The sequence below is a fragment of the Niallia taxi genome, from assembly GCF_032818155.1.
Lineage (GTDB): Bacteria > Bacillota > Bacilli > Bacillales > Cytobacillaceae > Niallia > Niallia taxi_A.
Window position 1 is genome coordinate 771,711 of sequence record NZ_CP102589.1, and the last position, 14,846, is coordinate 786,556.

The following is a 14,846-nucleotide window of genomic DNA, read 5'->3' on the forward strand; positions in this document are numbered from 1 at the left end:
TATATGGAAGAATGGTATAATTTACCTTAACAACTTCTATAAAAGGAGGCAAAAGGCATGGATGCGAGATTACAAGAATTAGTGAACTATACGCAGGAGAAGCTTGGTTTGGAAAACTATTATCTTCATTCCTATGATTTAGACAGAAGCGTATCGAATCAGAATAAAACACTGTACACACTGGAAATGGAATGGCTGCCAGAGCATATTAAAGCATATGATGAGGAAGACGAGGTTCCAGAAGGAGTAGCTTCTATCAGTATTTACATTGATTCAAGGAAGTTTAACAGTATCATATTTGTTGGCGGTAAATCTTATTTAAACAAGCCTATTTTGCAGGTGAAGGATAAAGCGGGGATCATCAGATGGATAGAGACGGAAACAGGCTTAACTTATGAAGAGGATTTTGTATTTTGGAAGGAAGAGGAGACTAGGCTTTCATTTAAAAGAATAATCAATGGCGTGGAAATATCACCAATAGAGTGGATAGATATCGAGTTTGATGAAGAGGGCAACCTTGTGTTTTTCAGTATGTACGGAGACTTTATGAACAAACTCCCTGTAAAAGAGGAGCTATATACACTTGACCTTCACAAAGCAGAACAAATTACGAAGCAACAATTTCAGCAATGGGATTTTCCTGTAGATGAGCAAAAGCGGATAGTTCACGCGTACGCCATTGAGGAGGTGTATGTTCGCAATGACCTTAGCGGAACATTCTCTTTTGAGCCAACACTCAATACAAAGCAAGTCGATTATGTGATGGAATGGGATGTGCCTACACCTAAAAGATTTAAACGGAAGCAAGTTGAACTTACGAGGAAAATAACTCCAGAGCAGGCCTTTGCATGCGAACCACATCCAGAAACCTTCCCGCTTACAGATGAAGACATCCAAATATGCGTGAAAGAGGTGAGATGTTTTCTGCAGAAAGTGTATCCAAATGATTCAGGCAAATCGAGAATGACTAGTATTCATCGTCATTATGACTTTATTGACGTAAAGCTTGTGCAAACAGAAAAATCTAAAAATATCTATAAAAGAAAACTACTAGTTATGCTGGACGGCAGCAGCTTCAAAGCATTTAATTATATGGATAATGAACTTATGCTTGAAAGATTTTCAGCGTATAAAATGCCAGAGGAAATGAAAATTTCAAAAGAGGCAGCATACGAAGCAGTAAAGAGTCATTTCATTCTAAAGCCACGCTATGTTTACGATAAAGAAACAAAAGAATACACTTTATGCGGCTACCTTGACTGCCACCACTATCTAGATGCCGAAACAGGCAAAGTCGGACTCTTAAACGACCTTTGACAACATAAAAAAAAGGGCTGCAATGCAGCCCTTGTAATATTAGAATGATGCAGCAGCAGTTGCAGCTTTAGTAACACCAGCAGCAATGATTTCTGCAGCTTGGTCTGGGTTTTGGTTGTGTCCTTCAATGATGATTGTTTCAGGATTTTGTACGCCCCAGAATCCAAGGATTGTTTTTACGTAACGAACTGCTAATTCAACAGAAGCAGCAGGTCCTTCAGAGTAAACGCCGCCAGCAGCGTTCAATAGCATAACTTTTTTGTCGCCAACAAGTCCTTCTGGACCTTCAGCAGTATAACGGAAAGTTTTGCCTGCTTGGCTCAAGTAGTCAAGGTATGTGTGCAATACTGCAGGCACAGTGAAGTTCCACAATGGGAAACCGAATACTACTTTATCAGCAGCAAGGAATTGATCCAAGTATTTAGTTACAAGGTCAGTTGCAGCTTTTTCGCCTTCTGTTAATTCCATACCTCTAGCAAGCTTGAACATACCGTTGATTTTGTCGTTGTCCAAGTAAGGTAGGTTTGCTTCAAAAAGATCCAATTCAGTGATTGTATCTTCTTTGTGAGTTTCTTTGTAGCTTTGCAAGAAAGCATCATACAATTGAACGCTCACTGCTTGATCAGCAGGACGAGAGTTTGCTTTTACGAATAATACGTTTGCCATTCTTAAAACACCCCTATTTTAAATTTTATATATTTCTAGCAGTTTTTGTTAAACTCATATTGGTTAAACAACATGTGTTGCTTACTTTATGATAGAATATAATTATACTAGTAGCAATCGTCATTATTATTGATATGTAGCCTAAACAACAAATGTCGATAAATGTCGTTTAGTTCAATATATAGAACCATTATTTACATATGGAGGTGGATAAATGGAAACGACCGTAGCAAAAAGCGACCCACGAGTACTTAGGACGAGACAGCTTATATTGGATGCTTTTACTATTTTGATCCAGGAGAAGGATTTCAAAGACATAACAGTCAAGGATATCACGGAAAAAGCAACCATCAATAGGGCAACCTTTTATGCGCATTTCCTTGATAAATATGAGCTGTTGGATCTGACATTACTGGATGGTTTTAGAGAAACGCTGCACCAGCGTCTATCTTGTCACGCCGTGTTCAACGAAAATTCACTGAGCAGTTTATTTTACGTTATGTGCCAATACCATCAAGAATTAAGCGGCCAATGTGCCAAAAACTATGAATCTCTCGGCGATCACTTCCAGAACAAAATGATTGAAGCAGTTCATGATGTGATTCTCCATTTGTTGGAGCATGAAGCAAATCCGAAGGAGGAGCATATTGCGATTGCTACAACATTGAGCTGGGGAATATACGGAGCAAGCTATTCCTGGAACAAGGAAGGCAGAAAAATATCGGCAGAAGAGCTTGTCGCAAAGATGGTGCCAATATGGGTCAGCGGATTGGACCATTATTTTAAAGGATAATAAAATGCCCTTCCCAAGCAGTTGGGAAGGCTTTTTATGTGGAAAGGAAGGCGGTACTTCCGAGCTTAAACAGGCGCAAATATCTCTCGTTTTTGCTCCTTCACCATCTTCACATATTGTTCGTTTCCGAGCAGCTCGAAGATGAACATGGACCTTCTGTATGAGTCGATTGCCTTCATTATATCTCCTGATAATACTTCAAGGCATTCTCCGCGCTGGAAGTAAAGCTGGCCTGTCATTGATATGTCTTCCTTCTGTTTGCCGAGGGCGATACCGAGATCAGCATGCTCTAATGACAGCGTATATTCTTTCTGTAGAAAGAATAATTTCGATATATTATAATGAAGCTTGATTTGGAATTTATGCTGTTGTTTTAAGAATTCCTTATAGGTAAGAATTTTTTTGTATTGCCGTAAGCTTTTCTGGAACAGATTGTTTTCAGCAAAGATGATCGCAATGCTGTTTTGAATGCGGAAATCGATAAAGTCTTGTCCGAAGAGGGGATGGTCATCATCGAGAAGATTTTCGAGCTCCTTGATAGCAGTGTGATAATCGTATTTTTCCAGATAATAGCCAGAAACGATATGTACCCATGCAATGAGCTGCTCGAATTTATAGCCGAGCTGCCTGCTGCCTTGCTTTCGTTCACTTTGACATATTTCGAATGCTTCTTGATAATTTTTTTGTTTCATTAAGTTTTCCAAAAGCTCTTCTGTTTCCTTTATATAATCCTCGGCATCATTTAAAAGAATCTTATATAAGTATTCTAGTGATACCTTCAGGCGAATAGAAATAATATATAGAATATCCACCCCTGGATAGCCCCTGCCAGCTTCAATTCCGCTGATTGTCGCCTGTGTGCAGATTCCGTCTGCCAGCTGTGCCTGAGAAATCTTATTCATTTTCCGCAGTCTTTTAATTTCTGCCCCAAGTGCTTTAGCGTTCAACTCTACCATCATTCTCACCATTTTATAAAAAATTTTATATTTTTTGAGGGAAATCTAGCTTTTCTGCCTTTAATTATAGCATATAGATTAATAAGTGCTCTCATCGGAAACGCAAGTGTATTTAGAGTGACGTATACTGTGAAAAAAGCGAAAGATGAGGGTGATCTTATGAAAAAACTATTTGCAGCCATTTTGTTGTTTGGTCTATTGATCTCACCACTTGGAAACGTATCTCAATCCTTAGGCACTCCAATCGTCAAGGCAGCAGGACTGCCGTTTGAGCATTGATAAGTTTGTAGAATTTTCATGATTCGCTAGTCTCATTTTAAGTAGGAGGTTTACCATATGCTGTTGGGAAAAAAGGTCAAATATAAAGGGAGAAAATACCGAATCATACATATATATAACTCCGGTTTCCTGGAAATAAAGGATCTTCAGCAGTACAGCTATACGGTAGAGCTTGTCAGACGCTCGGAGATTGAACTGCTGGGTGGAACAGAATAGTAGAAGGTAGAAGGCTTGAGCTGCTCGTGGCAGCTCTTTTTTTATGGAAAATATTGTTTGATTTTCAGCTATACTAAAAATATAATAAATTACATAGTTATTCTATGTAAAAGAAAACTTCTAAAAAGGAAGTCATTTTATGAAAAAATTAATGTTAGTAGTAAGCAGCTTAATGATGATTGGTCTAATGATTGGGATGTATTTTTATGAAAAGCAAAGAAGCAGCAAGCCTGTGACACAAAAGGAAAAGCTTGAAGCACAGGTGAAGGAAATGGAACAGACAGGGCCGGAAGTATTGCAGCCAATGGTTGCAGATGAAGAAATTAGCTACACTTTGCAAAATGACGAGTTAAGTATAACGTACAATAATGGGGAGACTTGGACAAAGGTTCCAATAAATAAGGAGCTTTTATTTCAAGGAGAGTATAACGGGAACGAGCAAGAATTAATAGAGCACAGCTATATAATAAATAACAAAATCGCAGCCTTCTTATATGCAAACACCACAGAAGGGTACCAAAACAAGCTGCTGTTAAAGTACTCTTTTGATAAAGGGAAGACGTGGGAAGAGACAGTGATCACAGACAAAATAATAGGTTTGCGCTTTCGAAAGGTTGATTTCTTAAATGAAAGCTTTGGTTATGTCATTATCTCAGGGGAAAGAACCATGTCATTTGAAGCCTCGACCGTTTTTTTAACACATGATGGCGGAAGTTCATGGCAGGAAACGGCTAATTCAGGCGTAACAAGGTTAATTTCAGATGGCGGCTTTATTGATGAAAGCACTGGCTTTTTATCCTTTGGCACGATTAACCCAGAGGAACCTGATGTTTATGTCACAGAGGATGGCGGAGAAACATGGACAAATGCTGTCTTTCAAATTCCTGATGAGTACAAACGAATCTTTGTCACTGCAGAAGTGCCTATTAAGGAAGGAAATCATTTAGCTGTATTGGTGAATCAAGGAGCAAATGGTGACTATAAAGGCGGAAAGGTTAAGGGTAAATTCCTATCCGACGATAACGGGAAAACATGGGAGTTTCAACAGGAGGTAGAGCCAAATGAATAAGGAGAGAACGGTTCGACTGTTTGGATGGCTGCTGTTTGTGCTTGCCATCTGCTTGTTTTTATTGCAAATGGGTTATTTTATCCTCCAAAGCCAGATTCAAGTAGAGTACATAGATAACAGGCTGTTTTATATCATTAATATCGCCTTCTCTGTCTTTTTATTGTCAGCACTGACCATTTTGATACCATTTTCGAAAGCAGGCCAAGTAATTGCGACGGGCATCATCATTATTTTCATTGCCGCCAATTCCTATCTTCTTGGTTCAAGCAATTATAAAGTCAAAAACATAAGCAGTATATCGCCTGATTGGAAGCATGTCCTGTCGATTAAGGAAAATCAAGGCAGGGCTGTTTATAACCGAACATATTATGGTATTTTCAGCCGTCCAAAAGATGCCTTCCCAAACGCCATAACAGGCGATCTCAAAATAAAGTGGCTGACAAATGATGCTTCTGCTGTTACATACAAAGGAACAGATAATAAAATCCATCAATTCATCGCAACATACGGCGATCGCGGCAACGGTGGCTATTATCATGTTGGAGCTGAAATTCACGGCAGCTGGCAAGGCGAAAATGTTCAGGTTATCAGTAACACAGAAGGGATATCCGTAACAGAAAACGGGATAACAGACCAGTTTGAATGGGGAAATATTGTTCAATTTGGCACACTTGCCGTTGTGCTGACAAAGGATGATCAAGCAGTCTGGACAATCGCTTTAGCGGAAAACTTTAAGAGGAATTCAAATGCATCGCTACCAGTTGAGGGGGATATTGTCCTTTATAAGGCAGAAATGGCAGAAAATCAGCCGATAACATTGAAAATAGAGAAATAGAATGGGGTGCACTTTAGTGATAGAGTGCACCTTTTAGCTTCATTTCTCCCTCCCCATATGCTTCTTCCGATAATTCAACGGCGAAATGCCATAAGTCTTTTTAAAAGCACTGGAGAAATAAGGGCCAAAGCTGAAGCCGCATTGTTCTGCGACAGTTTGAATCGGGTTATCTGTTTTTAATAATAGAATACGGGCTTGCTCTAACCGGTACGTGTTTAAATATTCTAGTGCTGTTACCTTGTAGAATTTTTTCATATACTTAGCGATTGTGTTTTCATGAACGTTGAATTCTCTCGCTAGTATCGTGCTTGTTATTGGCTGGTAATAATGATCTCTTATATATTGGGCAACCTTTTCAGAAATGATATAGCCGCTGTCCTTAGCCATGCCTTGCGATTCTAAAAGATTAATAAGAGAAAAGAAGCTTATCTGGATGTCCCAAAAGGATAAATCTTTATTTTCCTTCGTCGTTGCCGCTAACAGCTGGTCTATTTTTTTATAAATTTCATCATAATCAACGAGTCTGCACTGCTTTTGTAGGTGCAGTGTATAGCTGTGATTATGAAAATGCAATGCTGGAATAGGAATTGTCGATTCTAGCTTCCGCGGTTGACTCTCCTCTGTATAATAGCTGTTCGTATAGAAATGCAGCCAATAAAACTCTGTGTCTTCCTCTGTCGGGATTGTGGAAAAATGATGTTTGAAGGGCAGCAGGATAAACATTTCATTTTTATTGATAATAAACTCCTTATTGTCCTCTGTTAAGCAAAGACAGCCTTTCCGCACAAGAATAATATCGAAGTACTCTAAATCGCTTCGATTTGGATGGCTTATTCCTTTCTCATATGTAGTGATATTGCCTTCGATAAAAATTGGAAAAGGAGGCACTGCTATTGAAACGATTTCCACCATTATCACCTCAGTAATTCAATTAATTCCCATATAAAAGGGAGTGAAATATCTTAAAAATTGATTAGAATCCTTTATGTTCATCTTAAAATTATTTTGTTATATTTTAAGAGCACTAACAAAAGCAAGCGTTTACAATTAATTATACCTTCAAAATCTTCATTTTGCTTCAGTTAAATTATTAAAAAAGGAGGTATTTCCTTGGAGAATAAAAGATTCACCTTACAAGTTTCACCGAGTGGAAATTTAACAAATTTAATCTTAAAAGAAGATACACATAAAATGAACTGGGTTATTGATGCTAGCTATCTCAAGCAAAGCGGATATAAAGAACAAGATAAGCTATTTGGAAATTTTTCTGTTATCGTTGATGGAAAAAGACTAACTAATGCTGATACAACACCAGTGGTAAGGAAAGACGAGGCCATTATTACAGTCACATACACCTTTGAAAAAGTAGAAGTCATTATGACATACGATTTAAAGCAGGCTGAGGATAATCTGACTTGGAATATAACGATGAAAAACCGTCAAGAGAAGGAAGTGACTATCACAGACTTTGCAATCTGGTCGTCCTTTTCCTATGTTATGTACAAGATGAATGATCTGGATATGCAAACAAATCATTCTGCTGCTGTTTATCCCTCTATTTCGAATGATTATACGAAGCTGGCATGTGTGCGCAGAAGCAACGAGGCACCGCATTTAGGGATGTACCAAACGAAAGGGCAAACATTATCTGTCGGAACGTATTGTGCTTATCATAATCTCTTTTTTGAAAGCGTTTCCCCATCCTTGGATGGTCTTTTATTCCACCAGCTGATTTTAGCAGGCGGCTATCCAGATGGCTTTGAAAATGCGGATTGGTTATACAACAAAACTGGCTTTACGCTTGCAGGCTTTGGTGAGAAGGAATGGGAATACAAGCTGGAGCCATTTAAAGATCAGCACGACTTCTACCATATTGGCAAAACAAAATACGATCATCCTGTCTTTGAATTCCAGCCCCTTGCCATAGCAGGCAAGTATTACGATTTTGCGGTGCAGCTACCAGCAACTAAATATTTAACAGATGCGTTTGTTGAGTATTTGGATAAATACGGAAACAGAAAAAAGATCAATATTGTCGGCAAAATGAAAAAAACGAAACAGGGGTACAATGCTAAGCTTCTTTTCCGTGAAGCCGGTGAACATAAAATTACGATTGAAGTAGATGATCAGTATTTGGACAGCATCATCTTAAATGTAATGGAGCCAATCAAAACAATCATCGAAAATCGTTCCCGCTATATTAGTGACAAGTTATTTAATGGTGCTGACAGTGAAAATCCATACAGCTACTCGCCCATTTCTAATCAAGGTGAGTCTTTAGGAAAATTGAGCTTAGTGCTGAAGAATAACCTGCTCGGCAGTCTGAATGTCAAGGAAGTACAGCAGGTGGAGGAAAGCTGTGTCTATTATATTCGCCAAAAATGGTTTGAAAATGGCGACTTCACAAGGCCGGTTAATTTGTATGGCGACTTCTACCGCTGTATGGATTTTGAGTATATTGCGCATGTGTTTTATCTTCTATCTCAATTCGATGAGGATATATTGCAACTGCATAAGCCAGATACCTATTTAGCCTGGGCCGCAGATGTATTCTCATTACGAGTTAACCCAGATCTGCACGATACACCAAGAGGAAAAGAAGAAGCCCAAATGCTAGGCGTGTTTTTCTTATATATCGACGAATTATTGGAACAGCTTAAAAGTCGCGGTTTAACTGCGAAATACGAAGAAATTCATTCCCTTTGGTCTAAAATCGCCCAAACGGTAGCGCAGGATAGTTCCACCTATAAAGCGGCAGTAACAGAGCATTTTTACGATAATGCTGGCTTTGGTCCGGCAACAGGAGCTTTAGCAAGCACACACCATCAGGATGCTGCCAACAGATACGGAGAATTAGTTCTTGCCAACATAGGCTTTTCTAATGATTTCCGCGCTCAAAGTCCTGATCGCTGGTGGGAAGCATTATCTTATATGATTCATTCCCTTTGGGGCGGGGTAACAGCGGCTGCTTGCCTAAAGGCTTACGAAGAGCTGCATGATACGAGATACTTAAAGGCTGCATATCGGGCGACAATTGGAATTTTGTATTGCTATGACACAAATGCAAAGGCAACAGATACGAAGCTGAATAGTGGGGAAGCAGCTTCCACTTACAGCATTGCTGGTCCTCATATAAACAGACCAGATTTATCGCGCAACCGCTTTGGTCAATCAACCTTCTTTCGAGATGGCGGTATCTTTACCCGTCTATTCACAAAGGAAGAGGAAACAGCAGATTGGGATATGGGCGAGGAGCTTGTTGCTTATTTAGATGGTTTTGGAAAAAAGACGTTCTTATATGAGGAAAATGGCAAAATCGCTGTTGTGAATGGCTCAATCGAAGAAACAGAAGCAGGGCTGTTAATTACAAGCTATGCTCCCATTCCAACAGAATATCATTTTTATGATAAAGATATACACTTCATTTCAGAAAACGGGCAACTAGTTCCACAGGTTTTGTTTACAAATGGCCAGTTTAGGCCGAAAGAACAATTACTGACTAGGGAGTGAGAGAAATGGTAGAAAGCAGCACTGCTAAACAGCTACAAGACAACAAGGTAGAGGATAATAACTCAAAAATGCCTTTAAAACGAGTTTTGGCATATGCAAGTACAGATACTGCCGGAAATTTGCTATATTGTACACTAACTAGCTTTATCATGTACTTTTATACAGATGTTTTTGGAATTTCAATTGCTGCAACGGGAACTATTTTGCTTGTTGCTCGGATTTTTGATGCCCTTGATGCACCGATTTGGGGATTAATCATTGACCATACAAATACAAAATGGGGTAAAAATCGTCCATATTGGCTCTGGCTGGCAATCCCGTTTGGCGTAATATTCTTTTTAACCTTTTTAGCTCCAGACCTATCAGCAAGTGCAAAAGTCATTTATGCGTTAGTCACGTACATTTTAATGGGGATTGTTTACACAGGAATTGCCACACCCATTACGGCAATCCTGCCGAATTTAACGAATAACTCTAATGAACGTGTCCGTTTAAATTCATGGCGCAGCAATGGTGGAATGATTGGCTATTTAATCACAGCAACCTTCACACTGCCACTTGTTGCATTTTTTGGGAACGGCAATGATAAATTAGGGTTCCAAGTAACGGTTGCCATCTATGCCGTTATTGCTATCGCACTTATGCTGTTTGCCTTCTCTGGTACGAGAGAAATCAATACGAAAAGCATTAAATCAATCCCGATTCGCCAAAGCTTCCGAGCAGTTAAAGGGAATTGGCCATGGATTACTTTAGTTCTTGCCTTTATCTTTTATTGGTTGGGCAATACATCAAGAACATCAACATTAATCTATTATTCGCAATATAATTTAGATCATAAAAACCTGGCATCCATCTTAAACGGCCTTGTTGTGTTCCAGATGATTTCTATCACGATTATTCCATTTATCGTAAAGAAATTTTTGAAAACGCACACACAAATACTAGGCTTTGCCATTGCTGCAATTGGCCAAATTATCATTGCTTTTGCAGGGGCAAGCACGTCGATGATTATCTTCGGGTGGGTAATTGCCTCACTTGGAACAGGAATTGCCGTGACATTACCATTTGCAATGCTGTCAGACACTGTTGACTATGGCGAGTGGAAAACAGGCATCCGCGCCAGCGGCTTCCTCACAGCGATCGGCAGCTCCTTCTGTATCAAAATCGGAGCAGGCCTTGGCAGCTTCATCCCATCCATCATTATGGATAAAGCAGGCTATGTCGCAAATGCAACACAAACAGCAAGCTCACTCGCAGCAATCAAATTCTGCTTCACGTGGCTGCCAGCAATCTTCTTTATTGTCGGCGCAATTATTATGATGAATTATAAGAAGTATGAAAAGAATGAAGAGAGAGTTCGAGATGAGCTGTTGTTGAAGAGATAAATAATAAATAAGTAAGAGCTTAGGTGAACTTGCCTAAGCTCTTTTTTATATACAAAGTCAGTCTTTTTATAATAAATGCTGAAATAACCCAGTTATATAGGATAGTCCCTTCACACCATATGTTTTAATCCAGCTTACCTTGCCTGGTTTTAAGTCAGGGTTCTCCTCGTACGATTGATCCCGTGCTACCTTCAAGCTATGCTTGAAATAGTGGTTCATTTCTGTTTTGAGTTTTTCGGTAAACACTGGACTGTCAATGATGACCATGGACTCAGTATTTAAAAATGTCGACCGTGAATCCATATTAAAGGCACCAATCGCACTCACTTGATCGTCAAAGATAAATGTTTTGGCATGAATAGAGTCAGCCCCTTGGTATTCATACACATTCACATTCTTTGTTACCATTGCGTTAATATGTTTAATATGCCCTGAATAGGCCATAACATTGGCTGTTGATGCTAACGAGTTTGTTAACACTGTTATCTTGTCTGCAGGTATCTGTAAGTTATTGAGATAAGGAAGCATCGGTTTTGTCGGAATAACATATGGGCTTTGAATGACTAACGAATTTTTCGTCTTTTTCATGAGGTTTGTTAAATCATACCAAACCCAAGGCTCCTTATTAAATCTTTGGATCGGATTATGAATAAAGGTGATTTTCTTTGTAGGCAAAGACATACTCACCCAATCATAATAGTTATTGAATATTTTTTTATCTGTATTACGCAAATCATCGAGCTTCTGTTTTAATTGCTTGTTAGCTTCCTTTGCTTTCGTTTGTTGACGTGATGACAGCTTGTTATAAGGAGGCATTACAATTGGATTATTCCAAACCTCATCAAAATAAGATTCCATTTGCTTCAAAACACTGCCTTCGGCTGTTTCTGGCTTCGTATTAATTATCAGCACATCCCGGTCATTCGTCGGGTTTTTCTCACCCTCCTGAACAAAATAACGATTGCCAATATTTCTGCCGCCAATAACCGCATACTTATGATCAATAATAAGTAATTTATCATGAAACCGATTATTCCAAGTCCACGGCTTTAAAACATTTAATGGTTCGTAAAATTTCAGCTCCACATTTGGATGATTGATAAGGGCATATTGATCATCCTTTAAACTAAAGCGAAGACCATGAGAAAACCCATCCAAAAGAATTCTAACCTTAACCCCGCGGTCTGCTGCATCCAAAATCATCCCTAATATTAAATCGGTAATATAGCCTTTATGGATCGCATAATAAGCAACATCAATAGATTCCTGAGCATTTTCCATTAAGTTGACACGGGCATAACCAGCAAAGGTTTTTTCTTCTAATAAAATTGCCCGATCCTGTGACTCTTCCTTGCCATAAAATCTTTCTACTTTATGCTGTTCCTTATAGTCGTTACTAACCTGTGGGTGATTAAATTTAAAAATAACAATACCGAATATAACGCTATACAATAAATAAAAAATAACAATTATCATAACCCATCTACTCACCTTTTTTATCGGAATTCTCTCCCTTCGTACCTGGAAAGCAATAATAATTGTTAATAGTTTGTACAATACTGTTAAGAATATGAAAAAAGATGTGGCTTTGTTTTGGTTAATCAAATAAGAATAGCAGCCACTTTATTTTGAAGGAAATTCGCATAGCATGTTATAATTGGGAATATAAGGATTTTGGGATAGGGAGGACTGGTGAAAATGGAGGCCAAAGGAACTCGTAATATTTCATTTGTTTTAGCTATAATCATTTTACTAAATGATGTAATCGCACTTGTGGCAAAGCTTGAAATTAATAAAGTAACATTAATCATGTCAATCGCATTAGGATTATTGCTTTTCATTAATGGAATGCTGTATAGAAAAAAAGGCATAAATAAAAACGATGACAGATTTTAACAGGCTATTTTCATTTCCTCACCAGTATATTTTTGACATTACAAAAAGGGATGATTTAAGCAACCACCCCTAAAAATTCACACTTCTTAACGTAAGCTTCCTTTATTCGTTTATCACTTTCATCTGATCAAAAGGATAAAACCGAAGTGCTGCTTTACCGACAACATCCTCTTTTGAAATAAAGCCGAACCTGCGGCTGTCATTGCTTTTAAGGCGGTTATCTCCCATTACATACAAGTATCCTTCCGGAACAGTTTCTTTTAAATCGGCTGTTAAATTGCCCTTTGCGAGATTCTCTTTATTTGCCTGCAAATACGGCTCATCATATTTTTTCCCGTTTACATATAAGGAATCGTCTTTCACTTCCATTTTGTCTCCTGAGATACCAATGACTCTTTTAATATAGTAATCACTAGAAACAGGAGAATGAAAAACGATCACATCAAAACGGTCGATGCTGGTTATTTTGTTAACGAGAATACGGTTATTGTTTTCTAATGTCGGCATCATTGATTTCCCGTCCACGATGATTGGGGTAAATACAAACTGGCGACAGATGAATACTAGTAAAAAGCAAAATACGATTGTTTTGGCCCATGCGTAAATCTCTTTTTTTGTTTGTTCGCTCATGTTTCCCTCCTTAATCGAATTTATATATGGATATTACCATATTAATACAATAAATAGGTGGGACGATTTCAAGAGTGAAACAAGCTTTTCCAAATTTGAGACTGCTAGGATGAGCATATAAGTAAAAGCCCAACTCACAAGGGCGGGGCTGATACAGTTTAAGTAGTTTTATCATGACAGCAATAGTTATCGTTCGTTTCTATATCTTGAGTGACAGCGTAACTGTTTCCCCAGTCGCACATCGTATTTAGGACAGGTACAAAGGTAAGCCCTAACTTGGTTAAACTATATTCTACTTTTGGCGGGATTTCTTTATATACTTCTCTTTTCACAAGACCTGCTTCTTCTAACTGCTTTAACTGCTCTGTTAGTACCTTTTGTGTAATGGTTGGCATTAGTGTATAAAAATCCTTTGTTCTTCTTGGCTGCAGACTAAGAAAATAGAGAATTAAACATTTCCATTTTCCACCGACAACACTCATGAATATATTTATTCCTGTATTAAGCTTGCTCATCTCTACTCCTCCCTGATAGGTACAAAAAGGTGGCTATCCCACTTTTTTGTGCGTTATTTTCAATCTTCATTATCGCTTTTATAATTCAGGTAATAAATAAACAATTTGGAGGAATTGCAATGAGTGTCAGAAAGTTGATAGACGCAAGAAGTTCTGTAAGACATTATGATCCAGCCTACAAAATAGATGAAAATATATTGGAGGGCTTAATTGAAGGGGCAAGTAAGTCACCTAATGGTAATAATATTCAAGCAACACGATATTTAGTCATTGATGACCCGGAGGTAAAGGAAACTTTATTGCCGATTGCTTATAATCAGCAACAGGTAGTAGAGGCTTCAGCTGTCATTGTTGTGCTTGGAGATTATGCTGCTTTTGAAAAGGAAAATATCATCAATATACAGGAGCAGGGCTTCCAAAAAGGGTATTTTAATACCGATATTAGAGAATTTCTGGCAAGTGCTGCTATTGATTACTATTCAAACAAGACAGAGGAAGACTTGAAACTTGAATTGATAAGAGACGCGAGCCTTGCGTCAATGTCGTTATTGTTATTAGCGAATGAGACTGGCTTAGATACGATTACTATGTCTGGATACGATTCAGACAAATTAAGGAAGGTATTGAAAATTCCAGACAGGTATTTAGATGTTATGCTTATCGCGATTGGGAAAGGAGTAAAGCAGGGCCATCAAACGGTAAGACATGCTGTGAATAAAATCATCTTTAAAAATAGCATAAATAGATGACTCCCCACGCTAGCAAATCCTGCTGCTTTC

Annotated in this window: 15 protein-coding genes; 9 read left to right on the plus strand and 6 right to left on the minus strand. The window is 38.4% G+C overall.

Features of this window, described 5'->3' with window-relative positions; translation table 11 throughout:
* Positions 1 to 57: 57 nt before the first annotated feature.
* Complete coding sequence (locus tag NQZ71_RS03860; RefSeq protein WP_317011335.1) at positions 58 to 1,317, plus strand: hypothetical protein; 1,260 nt, start codon at positions 58 to 60, stop codon at positions 1,315 to 1,317.
* Between the two features lie 39 nt (positions 1,318 to 1,356).
* Here the strand turns inward: NQZ71_RS03860 and NQZ71_RS03865 are convergent, their stop codons facing one another.
* Positions 1,357 to 1,983, minus strand: a complete 627-nt coding sequence (locus tag NQZ71_RS03865) for an FMN-dependent NADH-azoreductase (protein WP_127739082.1) — start codon at positions 1,981 to 1,983, stop codon at positions 1,357 to 1,359.
* A gap of 214 nt (positions 1,984 to 2,197) precedes the next feature.
* Here NQZ71_RS03865 and NQZ71_RS03870 point away from each other — a divergent pair, with 214 nt between their 5' ends.
* Positions 2,198 to 2,776 carry a TetR/AcrR family transcriptional regulator gene (locus NQZ71_RS03870; protein ID WP_260054334.1) on the plus strand — a complete coding sequence of 193 codons (579 nt, stop codon included), beginning with the start codon at positions 2,198 to 2,200 and terminating at the stop codon, positions 2,774 to 2,776.
* Between the two features lie 65 nt (positions 2,777 to 2,841).
* Here NQZ71_RS03870 and NQZ71_RS03875 read toward each other — a convergent pair whose 3' ends face one another.
* The gene (locus NQZ71_RS03875) at positions 2,842 to 3,735 is read right to left on the minus strand and encodes a helix-turn-helix domain-containing protein (RefSeq protein ID WP_317011337.1); all 894 of its coding nucleotides are present in this window, start codon (positions 3,733 to 3,735) and stop codon (positions 2,842 to 2,844) included.
* Between the two features lie 333 nt (positions 3,736 to 4,068).
* Here NQZ71_RS03875 and NQZ71_RS03880 point away from each other — a divergent pair, with 333 nt between their 5' ends.
* The 3 genes from NQZ71_RS03880 (at position 4,069) to NQZ71_RS03890 (ending at position 6,131) form a co-directional block, all read left to right on the plus strand.
* Positions 4,069 to 4,227 carry a hypothetical protein gene (locus tag NQZ71_RS03880; RefSeq protein ID WP_164849674.1) on the plus strand — a complete coding sequence of 53 codons (159 nt, stop codon included), beginning with the start codon at positions 4,069 to 4,071 and terminating at the stop codon, positions 4,225 to 4,227.
* A gap of 139 nt (positions 4,228 to 4,366) precedes the next feature.
* Positions 4,367 to 5,296, plus strand: a complete 930-nt coding sequence (locus tag NQZ71_RS03885) for a DUF6242 domain-containing protein (RefSeq protein WP_317011338.1) — start codon at positions 4,367 to 4,369, stop codon at positions 5,294 to 5,296.
* Positions 5,289 to 6,131, plus strand: a complete 843-nt coding sequence (locus tag NQZ71_RS03890; RefSeq protein WP_317011339.1) for a hypothetical protein — start codon at positions 5,289 to 5,291, stop codon at positions 6,129 to 6,131. The genes NQZ71_RS03885 and NQZ71_RS03890 overlap by 8 nt, the downstream gene beginning before the upstream one ends.
* A gap of 39 nt (positions 6,132 to 6,170) precedes the next feature.
* Here NQZ71_RS03890 and NQZ71_RS03895 read toward each other — a convergent pair whose 3' ends face one another.
* Positions 6,171 to 7,043 carry an AraC family transcriptional regulator gene (locus NQZ71_RS03895; RefSeq protein WP_317011340.1) on the minus strand — a complete coding sequence of 291 codons (873 nt, stop codon included), beginning with the start codon at positions 7,041 to 7,043 and terminating at the stop codon, positions 6,171 to 6,173.
* 198 nt (positions 7,044 to 7,241) lie between these two features.
* Between NQZ71_RS03895 and NQZ71_RS03900 the strand changes: the two genes are divergently transcribed.
* Positions 7,242 to 9,641 carry a hypothetical protein gene (locus NQZ71_RS03900; protein WP_317011341.1) on the plus strand — a complete coding sequence of 800 codons (2,400 nt, stop codon included), beginning with the start codon at positions 7,242 to 7,244 and terminating at the stop codon, positions 9,639 to 9,641.
* Between the two features lie 5 nt (positions 9,642 to 9,646).
* Positions 9,647 to 11,026, plus strand: coding sequence for a glycoside-pentoside-hexuronide (GPH):cation symporter (locus tag NQZ71_RS03905; RefSeq protein WP_275008415.1), 1,380 nt, complete (start codon positions 9,647 to 9,649; stop codon positions 11,024 to 11,026).
* Positions 11,027 to 11,092: 66 nt separating this feature from the next.
* Here NQZ71_RS03905 and NQZ71_RS03910 read toward each other — a convergent pair whose 3' ends face one another.
* Positions 11,093 to 12,502 carry a phospholipase D-like domain-containing protein gene (locus tag NQZ71_RS03910; RefSeq protein ID WP_317011342.1) on the minus strand — a complete coding sequence of 470 codons (1,410 nt, stop codon included), beginning with the start codon at positions 12,500 to 12,502 and terminating at the stop codon, positions 11,093 to 11,095.
* 222 nt (positions 12,503 to 12,724) lie between these two features.
* Between NQZ71_RS03910 and NQZ71_RS03915 the strand changes: the two genes are divergently transcribed.
* Complete coding sequence (locus NQZ71_RS03915; RefSeq protein ID WP_317011343.1) at positions 12,725 to 12,922, plus strand: hypothetical protein; 198 nt, start codon at positions 12,725 to 12,727, stop codon at positions 12,920 to 12,922.
* A gap of 102 nt (positions 12,923 to 13,024) precedes the next feature.
* On the opposite strand, the gene lepB is transcribed toward NQZ71_RS03915, so the two are convergent.
* Both lepB and NQZ71_RS03925 read right to left on the minus strand, forming a co-directional pair.
* Positions 13,025 to 13,552: a signal peptidase I gene (gene lepB, locus NQZ71_RS03920; RefSeq protein WP_317011344.1), complete on the minus strand. Its 528-nt coding sequence runs from the start codon at positions 13,550 to 13,552 to the stop codon at positions 13,025 to 13,027.
* Between the two features lie 158 nt (positions 13,553 to 13,710).
* Positions 13,711 to 14,067 carry a winged helix-turn-helix transcriptional regulator gene (locus NQZ71_RS03925; protein ID WP_144454132.1) on the minus strand — a complete coding sequence of 119 codons (357 nt, stop codon included), beginning with the start codon at positions 14,065 to 14,067 and terminating at the stop codon, positions 13,711 to 13,713.
* 119 nt (positions 14,068 to 14,186) lie between these two features.
* Between NQZ71_RS03925 and NQZ71_RS03930 the strand changes: the two genes are divergently transcribed.
* A complete protein-coding gene (locus NQZ71_RS03930) occupies positions 14,187 to 14,816 on the plus strand; it encodes a nitroreductase family protein (RefSeq protein ID WP_317011345.1) in 630 nt (209 codons plus the stop codon).
* Positions 14,817 to 14,846: the final 30 nt, after the last annotated feature.

Excerpts from the sequence above, each read along its gene's own strand:
- NQZ71_RS03860 (WP_317011335.1), top strand. The coding sequence starts at position 58 with ATGGATGCGAGATTACAAGAATTAGTGAACTATACGCAGGAGAAGCTT.
- NQZ71_RS03865 (WP_127739082.1), bottom strand. The coding sequence starts at position 1,983 with ATGGCAAACGTATTATTCGTAAAAGCAAACTCTCGTCCTGCTGATCAA.
- NQZ71_RS03870 (WP_260054334.1), top strand. The coding sequence starts at position 2,198 with ATGGAAACGACCGTAGCAAAAAGCGACCCACGAGTACTTAGGACGAGA.
- NQZ71_RS03875 (WP_317011337.1), bottom strand. The coding sequence starts at position 3,735 with ATGATGGTAGAGTTGAACGCTAAAGCACTTGGGGCAGAAATTAAAAGA.
- NQZ71_RS03880 (WP_164849674.1), top strand. The coding sequence starts at position 4,069 with ATGCTGTTGGGAAAAAAGGTCAAATATAAAGGGAGAAAATACCGAATC.
- NQZ71_RS03885 (WP_317011338.1), top strand. The coding sequence starts at position 4,367 with ATGAAAAAATTAATGTTAGTAGTAAGCAGCTTAATGATGATTGGTCTA.
- NQZ71_RS03890 (WP_317011339.1), top strand. The coding sequence starts at position 5,289 with ATGAATAAGGAGAGAACGGTTCGACTGTTTGGATGGCTGCTGTTTGTG.
- NQZ71_RS03895 (WP_317011340.1), bottom strand. The coding sequence starts at position 7,043 with ATGGTGGAAATCGTTTCAATAGCAGTGCCTCCTTTTCCAATTTTTATC.
- NQZ71_RS03905 (WP_275008415.1), top strand. The coding sequence starts at position 9,647 with ATGGTAGAAAGCAGCACTGCTAAACAGCTACAAGACAACAAGGTAGAG.
- NQZ71_RS03910 (WP_317011342.1), bottom strand. The coding sequence starts at position 12,502 with ATGATAATTGTTATTTTTTATTTATTGTATAGCGTTATATTCGGTATT.
- NQZ71_RS03915 (WP_317011343.1), top strand. The coding sequence starts at position 12,725 with ATGGAGGCCAAAGGAACTCGTAATATTTCATTTGTTTTAGCTATAATC.
- lepB (WP_317011344.1), bottom strand. The coding sequence starts at position 13,552 with ATGAGCGAACAAACAAAAAAAGAGATTTACGCATGGGCCAAAACAATC.
- NQZ71_RS03925 (WP_144454132.1), bottom strand. The coding sequence starts at position 14,067 with ATGAGCAAGCTTAATACAGGAATAAATATATTCATGAGTGTTGTCGGT.
- NQZ71_RS03930 (WP_317011345.1), top strand. The coding sequence starts at position 14,187 with ATGAGTGTCAGAAAGTTGATAGACGCAAGAAGTTCTGTAAGACATTAT.